The sequence below is a fragment of the Streptomyces misionensis genome, assembly GCF_007896895.1.
In the GTDB taxonomy this organism is placed as follows: Bacteria; Actinomycetota; Actinomycetes; order Streptomycetales; family Streptomycetaceae; genus Streptomyces; species Streptomyces misionensis_A.
Genome location: NZ_VOGW01000060.1, coordinates 35,396 through 50,572 on the forward strand (window position 1 = coordinate 35,396; position 15,177 = coordinate 50,572).

Here is a 15,177-nt window from a genome sequence, read left to right on the forward strand (position 1 = left end):
GTGGCGGTGGTTCTAGACTCGTCGGTGTGGTGAGCACCGACTGGAAGAGCGACCTCAGGCAGCGCGGTTACCGGCTGACTCCGCAACGGCAGCTTGTCCTCGAAGCCGTGGACACCCTTGAGCACGCGACCCCCGACGACATCCTCGTGGAAGTGAGGAAGACGGCGTCGGGGGTCAACATTTCCACCGTGTACCGCACGCTGGAGCTGCTGGAGGAGCTGGGCCTGGTCAGCCATGCCCACCTGGGGCACGGTGCGCCGACGTACCACCTCGCCGACCGGCACCACCATCTGCACCTGGTGTGCCGGGACTGCGAGAACGTCATCGAGGCCGATGTGAGCGTCGCCGCGGAGTTCACCGACAAGCTGCGGCGGCAGTTCGGGTTCGACACCGACATGAAGCACTTCGCGATCTTCGGTCGCTGCAAGGACTGTTCACCGAAGGGCCCGTCCGCCACGTCGTAGGCTTGCTCATATGAAGAGCCCCCTGCTGTCCCTGCCCGGCGCCGTCCCCGCCGAGGGCGTGGACGAAGGTGTCGCCGCCCACTACGGCGACCTGTTCCGCGAGCAGCGTGCCCTCGCGGACGGCACCGGATTCGTCGACCTCTCGCACCGCGGTGTCATCACCGTCACCGGCGAGGACCGGCTGCCCTGGCTGCACCTGCTGCTCACCCAGCACGTCAGCGAACTGCCCGCCGGCCAGGCCACCGAGGCGCTGATCCTGTCCGCGCACGGACACATCGAGCACGCGCTCTACCTGGTGGACGACGGCACGACGGTCTGGGCGCACGTCGAGCCGGGCACGCGCGAGGCGCTGGTCGCCTACCTGGAGTCGATGAAGTTCTTCTACCGGGTGGAGGTCGCCGACCGCACCGCCGACTTCGCGGTGGTCCACCTGCCCGCCGGGTCCATCGCACAGGTGCCCGAGGGCGTCGTCGTACGCGAGACGGCGTACGGCCGTGATCTCTTCCTGCCGCGCGAGGACCTGGAGTCCTTCGCGGCCACGCACGGGCCCGCGGCGGGGCTGCTCGCGCACGAGGCGCTGCGGGTGGAGCAGCACCGGCCCCGGCTCGGCTTCGAGACCGACCACCGCACGATCCCGCACGAGCTGGGCTGGATCGGGACGGCGGTGCACCTCCAGAAGGGCTGCTACCGGGGGCAGGAGACCGTCGCCCGGGTGCAGAACCTGGGCAAGCCGCCGCGCCGGCTGGTCTTCCTCCACCTCGACGGCAGCGAGGTCCACCTCCCGGCGCCGGGCACCGAACTCCGCCTCGCGGACGAGGGCCCCGACGGCCGCAAGATCGGCTTCGTGACGACCTCGGTCCGCCACCACGAGCTGGGCCCGGTGGCGCTCGCGCTGGTGAAGCGGAACGTGCCGGTGGACGCGCGGCTCCTGGCCGGAGAGACGGCGGCGGCACAGGAGACCGTGGTCGAGCCGTAGCGCCGTGCGCGGGCCGGGTGTCCGGGCGCGCGCCGCCGTGCGTGGGCCGGGTGTCCGGCCACGGCCGCCGGTGAAGTCCGGCGGCCGGCCCGGCCGGCCGCGCGCCGCCCGCGCCGCCTCTCCGGCGGCACCGCGAACGGCCGCTACATCTCCAGCAGCACCGTGAACGGACCGTCGTTCGTCAGCGACACCCGCATCTTCGCCCCGAACCGTCCGGTCGCCACCGTCGCGCCGAGCGCCCGCAGCTGCGCCACCACTTCCTCCACCAGCGGCTCCGCCACCTCGCCCGGCGCGGCGGCGTTCCACGTCGGGCGGCGGCCCTTGCGGGCGTCGCCGTACAGGGTGAACTGGCTGATGACCAGCAGGGGGGCGGCCACGTCGCTGCACGAGCGTTCCTCGCTCAGCATCCGGATCGACCAGAGTTTGCGGGCCAGCTGCGCCGCCTTCTCCTTCGTGTCGTCGTGGGTCACGCCGACGAGCACGCACAGGCCCTCGCCCTCGATCGCGCCCACCGTCTCGCCGTCCACGACGACGCTCGCGCCGTCCACTCTCTGCACCACCGCACGCATGCGGACCATGATGCCGCCTGGGCGCCGGCCGGCCACAGGCGGACCCTTATGGATCCCTTACCGCCCATCTGGGGCTGTTCGGGGGCACTCGGTCACATACTGTGCGCCGGGGGTGGCACGATGCTGTCACACGCCGGTCGAGGGGACGGTCAGAACCACATGAGCACATCCAGCACCAGCGAGCTGCCGGCCCCGCAGGGGACCTTCCGGCCGCCCGTGCAGCGGGCCGACGAGCCCATGGGCGTCACCGCCGCGCCCGCCCGGCCGCCCGGGCCCGAGCTGTCCCGGCTGAGCCTGCCCGAGCTGCGCGCGCTGCGCCGCGACGCCCAGCGCGACGAGGCGGACCTCAGTTATGTGCGGCGGCTGTTGCAGGGCCGGATCGACATCCTGCGCGCGGAGCTGGCGCGGCGCGGCCGGACGGCGGTGCCCGCGCCGAAGGACGCCTCCGTGGTCGAGCGGCTCCCCGAGATCCTGCGCGACGCCCCGGCCCGGCACCGTTCCTCGGCCCGCCATGTGACCGTCGGCCCCCCGCACAACGAGGAGGTGCGCCGGCTGGCCGCCGAGATGCTCGGGGAGGTGGAGCTGAGCGACCTCACCGCCCGCACCGACCTCGAACTGACCGTCGCCATGAGCCGGTTGGTGCGCAACGAGCAGGAGGTCTCGCGGCGCCGCCAGCGCTTGCAGCACACCGCCGACGGCTGCGGCGGGGAGATCGCCCGCCGCTACCGGGTGGGCGAGGCGCAGGTGGACGACCTGCTGGTGTGAGGCGGAAATCGGGGGGACACCCGGCGGGGCGGATGCCTACGGTGGGCCCATGAACGACGTCCGCACCGTCACCGAGGCCGATTTCGACGACTGGCAGCGCGCCCTGGCCGTGGGCTTCACCCAGCCTCCGGTCCTCACCCGCGAACAACTCGACGCCCGCCGCAGGAGGTTCGTGCCGGGGCGGTACCTGGGGGTCGTCGACGGCGGCCGCTGGGTGGCCACCCTGCGCTCCTTCGAGCAGGAGCTGACCGTGGTGGGCGGCGGGGTGGTCCCCGCCGACGCCGTCAGCGGCGTCACCGTCAGCCCCACCCACCGCCGCCGCGGCATGCTGAGCCGGATGATGGCCCAGGACCTCGCGGCGGCGCGGGAACGCGGCGACGTGGTGGCCACGCTGATCGCCGCCGAGTACCCGATCTACGGCCGCTTCGGCTTCGGCCCGGCCACCTGGGCGAGCCGGTGGACCGTCGAGGCCCGGCGGGCCGGCCTCGACCCGCGCTGGTCGGGTCCGGACGACGGCGGCCGGATCGAACTGCTGGACGCCGAGGAGGTGCGCAAGCTGGGTCCGGAGCTGTACGACCGGTTCCGCCTCGGCCGGCCCGGCGCGATCAGCCGCGGCGAGCTGTGGTGGCAGGAGCACACCGGGGCGCTGCGCACCCACGCCGAGTTCAAGGAGCCGACGTACGCCCTCTACCGCGCGGCCTCCGGCGAGGCCCAGGGCCTGGTGTCGTACACCAGCGACCAGACCTGGTCGGGCAAGCAGCCCGACCAGACCGCGAGCGTCTTCAAGCTGTTCGGGACCACCCCGGCGGCCGAGCGCGGCCTGTGGCACTACCTGTGCTCGATCGACTGGGTCTCCAGGGTCGACAGCGGCTACCGCGCCCCCGACGACCTGCTGCCGCTCCACCTGCCCGACCCGCGCGCCGCCCGGATCACCGAGCAGTCGGACTGGCTGTGGGTGCGTGTCCTGGACGTCGTACGGGCCCTGGAGGCGCGCACCTACGACCGGGAGGGCGCGCTGGTGCTGGAGATCGCGGACGAGGCCGGGTTCGCCGCCGGCCGCTACCGGCTGGACGCCTCGCCCTCCGGTGCGTCCTGTACGCCGACCACCGCGAGCGCGGATCTCGCCCTGGACGTGCGGGAGCTGGCGTCGGCGTGGCTGGGCGGGGAGTCGCTGCTGCGGCTCGCGGCGCTGGGCCGGGTGCGCGAAGAACGAGAGGGCGCCGCCCGTCAGGCCGACGCCCTGTTCCGCTCGCCCGGGCTCCCGTGGTGCCCGGACATCTTCTGACCGCTCCCCTCGGCAGCGGCGCTGAACCGTGTATCCGTAGCAAGCTGTTCGGTTGTGGCTGTGCTTGGCGGTGTTCAGTTGTGGCTGTGCGCGTCGTGTTCAGTTGTCGGCGTCTTCAGTTGTCGGCGTCTTCAGTTGTGGCTGTGCGCTTCGCCGGCCGTCCCCGGTCCGGGTCCCGGCTCCCCTCCGGATCGGGGCCCGGTACGGCCAACCACGGGAAAGCTTGACCATGTCAGCCGAGTTGGCTGCCAACTTACTCCACTTATCTCCGGTGGAAGGCGGCTTGTAACCAGCTGTCGGCAAACGGTCTGATGTTGGCGGGAAGTTGCATGGTCTGTCCGTGGAGCGAGCTGAAACCGGCCATGATCGATGCGCGCACGACGGCGCCCGGCCAAGTCGGCGAGTTGGCGGCCAACAGCGCCGGGATGGAGCCCACTTGGCGTCACCTGACAAACAACTGCGCGACAACTGCCGCCAGATGGAAGTGAGTTGTAGCGTTTGGTTGTGACTCAGGAGCAGGTGGCAGTGAACGGCAGCAGCAGGCGCAGCCCTCGGGAGATCGCCGGTGTCCTGCGCGAACGCATTCGTGCCGGGGTGCTGCGGCCGGGTGAGCGGCTGCCCACCCAGGCGGAGCTGGCGGAGGAGTTCGGCGTCGAGCGCGGCGCGGTGCGCCAGGCGCTGCGGGTGCTGCAACAGGACGGTCTGCTCAGCGGGGTGACCAAGGGCAGCCCGCCGCGGGTCGCCGAGCCGCGGTACGGGCCCGACGAGCCGCAGCCGACCATGGTGGCCCTCGCGCCCCGGCTCACCGACGCGTTCGCGGCGCCGCACGTGCGCATCGACGCCGTCTGCCTGACCGCGCAGAGCCTGATCCCCGCCCTGGGCGAGCCGCTGCGCCTGATCCACGAGGGCAAGCTGCGCCCGGAGCGGATCGACGCCCGCATCCTGCTGCCGTCCAGGGAGATCAACCTCGCCTTCCCGGTCTCGGTCGAGGCCGGCGGCGCGGAGGACGACGCGGTGCACCAGCGCTGGCTGGCCATGCGCAACGCCCAGGGGCAGGTGCTGCGGTACAACCTCCAGGCCCTGCGCGGCACCCACGACATAGAGGTCCACGTCACCTTCCGGGCGCTGCCGTTCACCCCTCCGGTGAAGCTGTATCTGCTCAACGGTGACGAGGCGCTGTTCGCCCACTACATGATCACGCGCCGCGCGGAGGCCACCGACCGCGGGACGCTGGAGATGTACGACGCGGTCGGCTCCGAGTCCCTGCTCTTCTCCTTCGAGCAGCGGGCCGGACAGCGGGACGCCGCTTTCGTGGAGGAATCGCAGAAGTGGTTCGACGCCCTCTGGGAAACCATCTCCACGGACCTGACACTCTCCTAGTGACTTCTCATACGACTTCTGATGCGAACGAGATCGAGAAGCTTCGTGTACTGATCACTTCCGCCCGGGTCGTGCTGTGGGACTTCGACGGCCCCATCTGCCGGCTGTTCGCCACCCACAAGGCCGAGCGGATCGCCGCCGACCTGGTGGGCTGGCTGGAGCGGCAGGGCCTGCACGGCCTGCTCACCGAGACCGAACGGACCACCCCGGACCCCCAGGTGGTGCTGCGCGCGGTGGGCCGCAGCCGCCCCGGCAGCGACCTCGTCACCGGCCTGGAGGAACGCCTCACCCAGGAGGAACTGCGCGCCGCCTCCTCCGCCCTGCCCACCGCCTACGCCGACCCCCTGATCCGCACCTGGACGGCCGTCGGCGCCCGGCTCGCCGTCACCACCAACAACTCGCCGCGCGTGGTGCGGGCCTATCTGGAGTCCCGGGGCCTGACCGCCTGCTTCGCCCCGCACCTGTACGGCCGTACCGAGCGGCTGCACCACCTCAAGCCGGACCCGCACTGCCTGCTGCGCGCCCTCAGCGCGACCGGCGCCGCCCCCGCCGACGCGCTGATGATCGGCGACGCCCCCTCCGACTTCGCCGCGGCCCGCGACGCCGGTGTCCCCTTCCTGGGTTACGCCCGCAACGAGGACAAGGAGAAGCCGCTGCGCGCGGCCGGCGCCGCGCACGTCGTCCGTTCGCTGGAACCGCTGCTGCGCCTGCTCAGGGACGGCCGGCGGGTCGGTTAGCCTGCCGGCGCGGCCGGGTCACCGCCCGCCGCGCGCGTACCCGGGCGCGGGGACCGGCGCCGAGCCGGTTCCCGGCCGCCGGGCCGGCACAGCCGGGCGGCGGACCACCCGTTGGGCTACTCCACCGCGCCCGGAGGCCGCACCGGCCACCACGGGGGAATAGCGTTTCCCCGGACCTGTCGTCCGGCACGTCCTCCCCTTGTGCGATCGACCTCCGGAGCGGCCAGTGGGCGCACCGCCAGTTCCCCCCACCGCGGCGGAGCGCGCCGCGAGTCCGCGGACGGACGCGGCCTGCCGCGCGTTCGCGGCCCGTGCCGCCGCCCAGGGGGTGACGCGCGAGGGCCCGCGCCACCGCGACCACGTGCTGCCGCTGACCGAACCGCTCGCCGGCCTGCTCGGCCGGGCCCCGGGCACGCTGGTGACCGTACGGCTGCCCCGGCCGGACGCCGCGCCGGCCGTCCGCACCTGGGGCGGCGAGGCGGAGATCCTGCGCGCGGTCCACCGGGTGCTGCCGAGCGCCCCCGAGTGCCTGGCCGCCGGGGACGGCTACCTCGTCCACAGCCATGTGGACGGCCGGGTGCCGGGAGCGGACGACGGCCCGCCGCCGGGCGCCGTCGCCGCGCTGTTCGCCGCCATCGTCCAGGTGCGCGGCCCCGCGCTGCCGCCCCTGCCCCCGCACTGGCCGCGCAACCACACCGACTCCCAGGGCTTCGTGCGCACCCTGGCCCGCCTCGCCGACCGGCAGGTCCGCCACCCCGACTGGCGCGCGTACGGCGGCCTGTTCACCGCCCTCGGCGTCCCCGAGGACGCGCTCACCCGGTTCGCCGACCGGGTCCCCGCGCTGACCCGCCGGCCCTACGGCCTCCTCCACGGCGACCTGGGGCCCGGCCAACTGGTCGTCACGGCCGACGGCTTGTGCTGCACGGGCTGGGAACTGGCCGGCTACGGCGACCCGTTGTACGACCTCGCCGTCCACCTGGTGCGGACGGGCCACCGCGGACAGGCGCGGGAGGCGGTCGTGCGGGCGTGGGCCGAGGCGGTGCACCGGGTGCGGCCCGCCGCCGTCGCGGGGCTCGGCAAGGACCTGCCCCACCACCTCGCGCTCGTCCACGCCCAGGCCCTCTACGCCGACGTGGTCGGGGCCGTCCGCGCCCTGGAGCGCTCCTTCGGCCCGGCCGCGCTGGCCCGGGCCACCGCCACCGTGGGCGACGCGCTGCGCGCGGCCACCGAACCGCTGTGCCTCGGCCGGGTGCCGGGCGAGCGCGAGATCGAGCGGATCCTCTTCCGGCGCGGCGCCTCCCGGCCCGGCCGGCGCCCACGCAGCATCGGCTGGGTGCCCGACCGGCGGGTCCCCGAGCACCCCGAATTCCCGCACCGCGCGGTCGCCGACGCCCTGTTCCTGGAGGGCGCCGCCCCGGCCGAGCGGGTGTTCAAGGGCGCCGCCCATCTGACCACCGTGCTGCGGGTGCCGGGCACCGGCTTCCCCGTGGTCGTGCGCCGGGAGGTCACCGTCGTGCCGCGCCGCGAACGCAGCTTCCTCAGCGAGCACGCCGTCCTCGCCGCCATCGAACGCTCCGGGGTGCCGGTCGCCGCTCCCCGGGTCCTCGCCCTGGGCACCAGTCACGCCACCGACCCCGCCCACCGCTACCGCGCCGACCGCTTCGCCGTCCACACCTACGAGGGCGCCCGCGACCTGGGCCGCCGCCCCGACCACCCGGTGCACGGACTGCGCCCGCACGAGGCGGACTGCCTGGTCGACCAGCTGGCCGCGCTGACCGGGGTCGACCACGCGGGGCTCGACCCGCTCGGCGGCCGGCCCGGCTTTCACGGCTGGCTCTGCGAGCAGCTGGTCGCGCTGGTCGAGGGCCTGCCCCGCGAGTCCCGGCAGACGGCCCGCTTCCTCGGTCTGCCCGACGCGCCCCGGCTGCGCGAGATCCTCGCCCGCCACCGCGTCACCGACCGCGCCCCCGCCCTGCTGCACGGCGACCTCAACCCGTGGAACCTGGTGCGCCGCGACGACGGCCCGGCGCTGACCCTCATCGACTGGGAGATGGCGCTGGTCGGGGACCCGCTGTACGAGCTGGTGCGCCACATGCACCTCACCCCGACCCGGCCGGAGATCCGGGACCGGATGTTTTGCCGCTGGGAGGCCCGGCTGCCGGAGCGCTTCACCCGGAACTGGCGCGAGGACTGGCGGGTCTACCGCTGGATCGAGCTGGTCCGCTCGGCCTACGTCGACCTCGACCGGCTGGTCACCGGGTCGAGCCTGGACGCGCCGAACGTGCGGCGGGCGGTGGCGTCGTACGGCATGACGCTGGCGGCGGCGACGGCCTCGCTGGGGCTGTCCGGGCGGTGGGGGGCGCTGCCCCGGCTGGGGCCCGCGTGAGACCTGCGTAGGCTCGCCCCATGGGTGAGACCGAGCCGCGTGAGACGGGTCTGCGCGAACGCAAGAAGCAGCGGACGTACCAGGAGGTGTCCGACACCGCCGTACGGCTGTTCCTGGAGCGGGGCTTCGACGCGGTGTCCGTGGCGGAGGTGGCCGCGGCCGCCGGGATCTCCAAGCCCACCCTCTTCCGGTACTTCCCGGCCAAGGAGGACCTGGTCCTGCACCGGATCGCGGACCACGAGACGGAGGCCGCGCGGGTGGTCGCCGGGGAGCCGGACCCGGTGGACGCGCTGCGCCGGCACTTCCTCGCCGGTCTGGAGCGACGCGACCCGGTCACCGGCCTCAACGACCATCCGCAGGTGCTCGCCTTCCACCGCCTGCTCTACGGCACCCCCGCCCTGGTCGCCCGCGCCCACCGGCACCAGGAGCGCTCGGAGGCGGCGCTCGCCGAGGCGCTCGGCGGGGACCTGGACGCGCGGCTCGCGGCCGGGCAGATCATCGCCGTCCAGCGGATCCTCGCCCTGGACAACTGGCGGCGGATCGCGGCGGGGGAGCGGGTGGCGGACGTGGCGCCGGACGCGGTGCGGGCGGCGGAGCGGGCGTTCGGGCGGCTGGCGGCGGCGGTGCCGGGGCTCCCGGAAGCCCACACTGATTGAGACGCGGTTAAAAATTTAACTCGGTAACGTTTTGGGGTTAGGGTGGCGCCATGACGCCAGACCCCGCCCTCACCGACGCCCTGCGGGCCGAGCGCGCCCACCACGACGAGTGCCGGGCCGTCCTCGCCGCGATGGTCGAGGGCGCCGCCGAACAGGTCCTCATCGGCGAGGACGTCTCCGCCTCCGGCGCCGACGCCGAGGTGCTCGGTTTCCGGCTGCGCAGCCAGGCCAAGGCGTTGCGCGAACTCCCGCCCGGGCCCCTGTTCTTCGGCCGCCTCGACTTCGCCGGCGACCACCCCGGGCACGGCGGGCTCTCCTTCCACCTCGGGCGGCTGCGCATCACCGAGAGTCCCGCGGCCCCGCCCCTCGTGGTCGACTGGCGGGCCCCCGTCTCCCGCGCCTTCTACCAGGCGAGCGCCCGCGACCCCCAGGGCGTCGCGGTACGGCGGCGGTTCGGCTGGGCGCCGGGCAGCACGGGGGAGAGCGCCGACCTCACGGCGCTGGAGGACGAACACCTGCGACAGGGCGAGTCGGGGGGCGGGCTCCGGCCCGGCGGCATCGTCGCCCGCGAGATCGAACGGCCCCGCGTCGGCCCCATGCGGGACATCGCCGCCACCATCCAGCCCGAGCAGGACGACCTCGTGCGCGCCGCCCTCGCCGACTCGGTGTGCGTGCAGGGCGCCCCCGGCACCGGCAAGACCGCCGTCGGCCTGCACCGCGCCGCGTACCTGCTCTACACCCACCCCAAGCGTCTCCAGCGCGCCGGACTGCTGATCCTCGGCCCCAACCGCACCTTCCTCGCGTACATCTCCGAGGTGCTGCCCGCCCTCGGCGAGACCGGCGTGCGCCAGTCCACCCTCCTCGACGAGATCGCCCGTCACCCGGTCACCGGCACCGACCCGGCCCCCACCGCGGCCCTCAAGCACGACCCCCGCATGGCCGAGGTGCTGCGCCGGGCGCTGTACGCGCACGTCACCACGGACGGCGTGACCGACCTCGCCGTACCGGACGGCTCCTACCGGTGGCGGGTGCCCGCCGCCGAACTCGCCGCGATCGTCCGGGAGGTGCGCGCGCAGGAGCCGCCGTACGCCGTCGGCCGCGAGCGGGTGCGCACCCGGGCGGTACGGCGGCTGCGCGAGCGCGCCGAACGGCGCTCCGGAGTGCTGCCCGCCGCCTGGACGCGGCGCATGGAGCACGCCCGGCCGCTCACCGCTCATCTCGACCTGGTGTGGCCGAAGGTCCGCCCGGAGGAGGTGCTGGCCCGGCTCCTCACCGACGCGGGGACGCTGGCCCGGGCCGCGCAGGGGCTGCTGGAGCCCGGCGAGCAGGAGGCGCTGCGCTGGGCGCGCCCGCCGCGCTCCCACAAGTCCGCCCGCTGGTCGGCCGCCGACCTGGTCCTGCTGGACGAGCTGTCCGGCCTGATCGAACACCCCGAGGCCTACGGCCACGTCGTCGTGGACGAGGCGCAGGACCTCTCGCCGATGGAGTGCCGGGCCATCGCCCGCCGCGCCGCCTTCGGCTCGCTGACCGTTCTCGGCGACCTCGCCCAGGGCACCGCCCCCTGGGCCGCCCGCGACTGGTCCACGCAGCTGCACCACCTCGGCCGGCCGGACGCGGCGGTGGTGTCCCTGACCACCGGGTTCCGGGTGCCGGCGGCCGTCGTGGCGCTCGCCAACCGGCTGCTGGAGCGCCTCGCGGTCCCGGTCCCGCCCGCCCGGTCCCTGCGCACCGACGGCGAGCTGGCCCTCCACCCGACCGACGACGTCCTCGCCACCACGGTGACCGCCGTCCGCCGCGCCCTCGCCCGCGAGGGGTCGGTCGGCGTGCTCGCGGCCGACGCGGACGTGCCCGCCCTGTCCCGCGCCCTCACCGGCGCGGGCCTCGCCCCGGCCGCCCCCGACGCCCTCGGCGCCCGCCTGACCCTCGTCCCCGCGAGCCTGGCCAAGGGCCTGGAGTACGACCACGTCATCGCCGTCGAACCGGCCGCCGTCACGGAGGCGGAGGAACGGGGCGCCCACCGCCTGTACGTGGTCCTGACCCGGGCGGTCTCCCGCCTGGACGTGATCCACGCGCGCCCGCTGCCGTTCTGAGGCGTGCGCGGCGCCACGACGCCGTCGTCGGTGCGCTCACGCCCCCACGTACGCCGCCAGGTGCTCCCCGGTGAGCGTCGAGCGGGTCGCGACCAGGTCGGCCGGGGTGCCCTCGAAGACGATCCGGCCGCCGTCGTGTCCCGCGCCCGGACCGAGGTCGATGATCCAGTCGGCGTGGGCCATCACCGCCTGGTGGTGCTCCACGACGATGACGGACTTGCCGGAGTCCACCAACCGGTCGAGCAGACCGAGGAGTTGGTCGACGTCGGCGAGGTGCAGGCCGGTGGTCGGCTCGTCCAGGACGAGGACGCCGCCCTTGTCGCCCATGTGCGTGGCCAGCTTCAGCCGCTGCCGCTCGCCGCCGGACAGGGTGGTGAGCGGCTGGCCGAGAGTGAGGTAGCCGAGACCCACGTCGGCCATCCGGCCGAGGATCCGGTGGGCCGCGGGCGTGTGCGCCTCGCCCGCGCCGAAGAACTCCACCGCCTCGGTCACCGGCATCGCCAGCACCTCGCTGATGTCCCGGCCGCCGAGCCGGTACCGGAGCACCGACGCCTCGAACCGCCTGCCCTCGCACTCCTCGCACGTCGTGGCGACCCCGGCCATCATCGCCAGATCGGTGTACACGACGCCCGCGCCGTTGCAGTTGGGGCAGGCGCCCTCCGAATTGGCGCTGAACAGCGCCGGCTTGACCCCGTTGGCCTTGGCGAAGGCCTTGCGGACCGGTTCGAGCAGCCCGGTGTACGTCGCCGGGTTGCTGCGCCGGGAGCCCCGGATCGGCGCCTGGTCGACCGACACGACGCCCGCGCCGGCCGGGATCGACCCGTGCACCAGCGAACTCTTGCCGGACCCGGCGACCCCGGTGATCACGGTCAGCACGCCGAGCGGGATGTCCACGTCGACCCCGCGCAGGTTGTGCGTGGTGGCGCCCCGGATCTCCAGCGCGCCGGTGGGCTTGCGCACCGTCCCCTTCAGCGTGGCCCGGTCGTCCAGATGGCGTCCGGTGAGGGTGCCCGCGGCCCGCAGCCCCGCGAGGTCCCCCTCGTAGCAGACCGTGCCGCCCGCCGTGCCCGCGCCCGGCCCGAGGTCCACCACATGGTCGGCGATCGCGATCACCTCGGGCTTGTGCTCCACGACGAGCACCGTGTTGCCCTTGTCGCGCAGCCGCCGCAGCAGCGCGTTCATCCGCTGGACGTCGTGCGGGTGCAGGCCGATGGAGGGCTCGTCGAAGACGTACGTCACATCGGTGAGCGAGGAGCCGAGGTGCCGGATCATCTTCACGCGCTGCGCCTCGCCGCCAGACAGCGTGCCCGCGGGCCGGTCCAGCGAGAGGTAGCCGAGGCCGATCTCGGTGAACGAGTCGAGGGTCTGCCGCAGCGACTCCAGCAGCGGCGCGACCGACGGCTCGGTCAGCTTCCGCACCCAGTCCGCCAGATCGCTGATCTGCATCGCGCACGCGTCGGCGATGCCGACCCCGTCGATCTTCGAGGAGCGGGCCGCCTCGGTCAGCCGGGTGCCCGCGCAGTCGGGGCAGGTGGTGAAGGTGACCGCGCGGTCCACGAACTCCCGGATGTGCGGCTGCATCCCCTCCCGGTCCTTGGCGAGCATCGACCGCTGGATGCGCGGGATCAGACCCTCGTAGGTCATGTTGATGCCCGCGATCTTCATCCGGGTCGGCTCGCGGTGCAGGAAGTCGGCCAGCTCCCGCTTCGTGTACGAGCGGATCGGCTTGTCCGGGTCGACCAGGCCGGACTCGGCGTAGAGGCGGTGGTTCCAGCCGCCCGCCTTGTAGCCGGGCACCGTCAGCGCCCCCTCGCGCAGCGACTTGGAGTCGTCGTAGAGCTGGGTGAGGTCGAGGTCGGTGACGGTGCCCCGGCCCTCGCAGCGCGGGCACATGCCGCCGGTGATGCTGAAGCTGCGCCGCTCCTTGACCTGCTTGCCGCCGCGCTCCACGGTGACCGCGCCGGCCCCGCTGATCGAGGCCACGTTGAAGGAGAACGCCTTGGGCGAGCCGATGTGCGGCTTGCCGAGCCGGCTGAAGAGGATGCGCAGCATGGCGCCCGCGTCGGTGGCGGTGCCGACGGTGGAGCGCGGGTCGGCGCCCATCCGCTGCTGGTCCACGATGATCGCGGTGGTCAGCCCCTCCAGCACGTCCACGTCGGGGCGGGCGAGAGTCGGCATGAAGCCCTGCACGAACGCGCTGTACGTCTCGTTGATCAGCCGCTGCGACTCCGCGGCGATCGTGTCGAACACCAGGGAGCTCTTGCCCGAGCCGGACACGCCCGTGAACACCGTCAGCCGGCGCTTGGGGATCTCGACGGTGACGTCCTTCAGGTTGTTCTCGCGCGCCCCGTGCACCCGGATCAGATCGTGACGGTCGGCGGCGGGCTGTGCGGTGACCTCGTCCATGCGGGCCACCGTAACCGGGGGCGGTACGGGCGTGCTTCTCCAATCCTGACCGATCCCCTAGGCTGCCCGGCCGTGACGGTGCCTTCGAGCGAGACCCCCCGGGACGAGGCACTCCCGGGCGGACCCGCGGCCGCCCCGCCCCTGTGGCGCGACCCCCGCTTTACCCTCCTGCTGTCCGCGCGGGTCGTCTCCGTGCTGGGCAACGGCTTCGCGCGGGTGGCCCTCGCCTTCGCCGTGCTCTCGCTGCCGGGCGCGGGCCCGGGCCGGCTGTCCCTGGTGGTGGCCTGCCAGGCACTGCCGCAGCTGCTGTTCGTGCTGGTGGGCGGAGTGATCGCGGACCGGATGTCGCGCTCGGCGCTGATGGCCGCGGCGGACGTGCTCGGCGCCGGGGCGTACGGCGCGCTGGCCGCCATGGTGCTGACCGGGGTGGCACCGCTGCCGGGGATGTGCGTCCTGGCCGTCCTGGCCGGCACGGCGACGGCCCTGTTCGCCCCCGCGTCCGAGGGCCTGGTCCCGCTGCTGGTCCCCGCGGACCGCCTGCAACGCGCCAACGGCCTGCTGCGCATGGGCACCAACAGCTCCATGCTGCTGGGCCTCGCGCTGTCCGGGGTGACGGTGGCGGCGGTGGGCGCGGGCTGGGCGCTCGCGCTGAACGCCGCGTCCTTCGGGGTCAGCGCGGCCCTGACGGCCCGGCTGCGGGTGCCGGCGCGGCCCCGGGGCGGCACCTCCGGCTGGACCGAACTGCGCGAGGGCTGGCGGGAGTTCTCCTCCCGGCAGTGGCTGTGGGTGGTGGTCGCCCAGTACGCCGTCGTGGTCGCCGCGCTGAACGCCAACGTGGGTGTCCTCGGCCCCTTGATGGCCGAAAGCCGGCTGGGCGGCGCGCGCGCCTGGTCGGTCGTCGTGGCGGCGCAGGCGGTCGGCACCATCGCGGGCGCGGGGCTGGCCGCCCGGGTGCGGGTCTCCCGCCCCCTGCTCGTGGCGGTCCTGTGCACCTTCCCCGCCGCCGTCCCGATCGCCCTGCTCGCGGCCGCGGCCCCGGTCTGGCTGATCGCCGTCGCGATGCTCGGCGCGGGCGTCGCGAGCGACGTCTTCGGCGTGCTGTGGACCACGACCATCCAGCGCGAGATCCCCGAGCACGCCCTCTCCCGCGTCAGCTCCTACGACTGGTTCGGCTCCCTCTCCTTCGCCCCCCTCGGCCTCCTCCTGGCCGGCCCGACCGCCACCGCGGTGGGCCCGGCCCACGCGCTGGCGGCCTGCGCGGCCCTGATCACGGCGGCCACGGCGGCGGCACTTCTGTCCCCCGGCGTGCGGGGCCTGCGGTCGCGGAACACGTAGCCGGCGGCCGTCCCGGGGACCGGCCCGGTCCTCACCGGGACCCGGTACCCGTGCAGCACTCGGCGACCGTGTCGGCGAAGGCGCGGGCCAGGGGGGTGAGGGCGTCCCAGCGGCGGACGGCCCAGCCG

General features: G+C 74.3%; 12 protein-coding genes and 1 pseudogene. 10 read left to right on the plus strand and 3 right to left on the minus strand.

Annotated features, from left to right (window positions below):
• Positions 1-26: 26 nt before the first annotated feature.
• Together FRZ03_RS10960 and ygfZ are read left to right on the plus strand one after the other, a co-directional pair.
• The gene (locus FRZ03_RS10960) at positions 27-464 is read left to right on the plus strand and encodes a Fur family transcriptional regulator (RefSeq protein WP_070025152.1); all 438 of its coding nucleotides are present in this window, start codon (positions 27-29) and stop codon (positions 462-464) included.
• 10 nt (positions 465-474) lie between these two features.
• Positions 475-1,440 (plus strand): CAF17-like 4Fe-4S cluster assembly/insertion protein YgfZ, encoded by a 966-nt coding sequence (gene ygfZ, locus FRZ03_RS10965; protein WP_146464954.1) that lies wholly within the window; start codon positions 475-477, stop codon positions 1,438-1,440.
• A gap of 143 nt (positions 1,441-1,583) precedes the next feature.
• Here the strand turns inward: ygfZ and dtd are convergent, their stop codons facing one another.
• Positions 1,584-2,009, minus strand: coding sequence for a D-aminoacyl-tRNA deacylase (gene dtd / locus FRZ03_RS10970; protein WP_146464965.1), 426 nt, complete (start codon positions 2,007-2,009; stop codon positions 1,584-1,586).
• A gap of 159 nt (positions 2,010-2,168) precedes the next feature.
• Between dtd and FRZ03_RS10975 the strand changes: the two genes are divergently transcribed.
• The 7 genes from FRZ03_RS10975 to FRZ03_RS11005 all read left to right on the plus strand — a co-directional run bounded on the left by FRZ03_RS10975 (position 2,169) and on the right by FRZ03_RS11005 (position 11,308).
• Positions 2,169-2,774 (plus strand): RsiG family protein, encoded by a 606-nt coding sequence (locus FRZ03_RS10975; protein ID WP_146464955.1) that lies wholly within the window; start codon positions 2,169-2,171, stop codon positions 2,772-2,774.
• A 49-nt stretch (positions 2,775-2,823) separates the two neighbouring features.
• Positions 2,824-4,059 carry a GNAT family N-acetyltransferase gene (locus tag FRZ03_RS10980; protein ID WP_146464956.1) on the plus strand — a complete coding sequence of 412 codons (1,236 nt, stop codon included), beginning with the start codon at positions 2,824-2,826 and terminating at the stop codon, positions 4,057-4,059.
• Positions 4,060-4,557: 498 nt separating this feature from the next.
• Entirely contained in the window at positions 4,558-5,439 is an 882-nt protein-coding gene (locus FRZ03_RS10985) for a winged helix-turn-helix domain-containing protein (RefSeq protein ID WP_186785352.1), read from the plus strand.
• Entirely contained in the window at positions 5,439-6,176 is a 738-nt protein-coding gene (locus FRZ03_RS10990) for an HAD family hydrolase (protein WP_261398870.1), read from the plus strand. The genes FRZ03_RS10985 and FRZ03_RS10990 overlap by 1 nt, the downstream gene beginning before the upstream one ends.
• Before the next feature lie 226 nt (positions 6,177-6,402).
• Positions 6,403-8,562 carry a phosphotransferase family protein gene (locus tag FRZ03_RS10995; RefSeq protein WP_146464958.1) on the plus strand — a complete coding sequence of 720 codons (2,160 nt, stop codon included), beginning with the start codon at positions 6,403-6,405 and terminating at the stop codon, positions 8,560-8,562.
• 20 nt (positions 8,563-8,582) lie between these two features.
• On the plus strand, positions 8,583-9,218 hold the full coding sequence (locus FRZ03_RS11000) for a TetR family transcriptional regulator (RefSeq protein WP_146464959.1): 636 nt from the start codon (positions 8,583-8,585) through the stop codon (positions 9,216-9,218).
• Between the two features lie 50 nt (positions 9,219-9,268).
• Positions 9,269-11,308, plus strand: a complete 2,040-nt coding sequence (locus FRZ03_RS11005; RefSeq protein WP_146464960.1) for a HelD family protein — start codon at positions 9,269-9,271, stop codon at positions 11,306-11,308.
• Between the two features lie 36 nt (positions 11,309-11,344).
• On the opposite strand, the gene FRZ03_RS11010 is transcribed toward FRZ03_RS11005, so the two are convergent.
• Positions 11,345-13,714: an ATP-binding cassette domain-containing protein gene (locus tag FRZ03_RS11010; RefSeq protein ID WP_146464961.1), complete on the minus strand. Its 2,370-nt coding sequence runs from the start codon at positions 13,712-13,714 to the stop codon at positions 11,345-11,347.
• A gap of 72 nt (positions 13,715-13,786) precedes the next feature.
• Between FRZ03_RS11010 and FRZ03_RS11015 the strand changes: the two genes are divergently transcribed.
• Positions 13,787-15,049: an MFS transporter gene (locus tag FRZ03_RS11015; protein ID WP_261398871.1), complete on the plus strand. Its 1,263-nt coding sequence runs from the start codon at positions 13,787-13,789 to the stop codon at positions 15,047-15,049.
• 31 nt (positions 15,050-15,080) lie between these two features.
• Here FRZ03_RS11015 and FRZ03_RS40210 read toward each other — a convergent pair.
• Positions 15,081-15,177, minus strand: a pseudogene (locus tag FRZ03_RS40210) (LysR family transcriptional regulator); the annotation flags it as partial.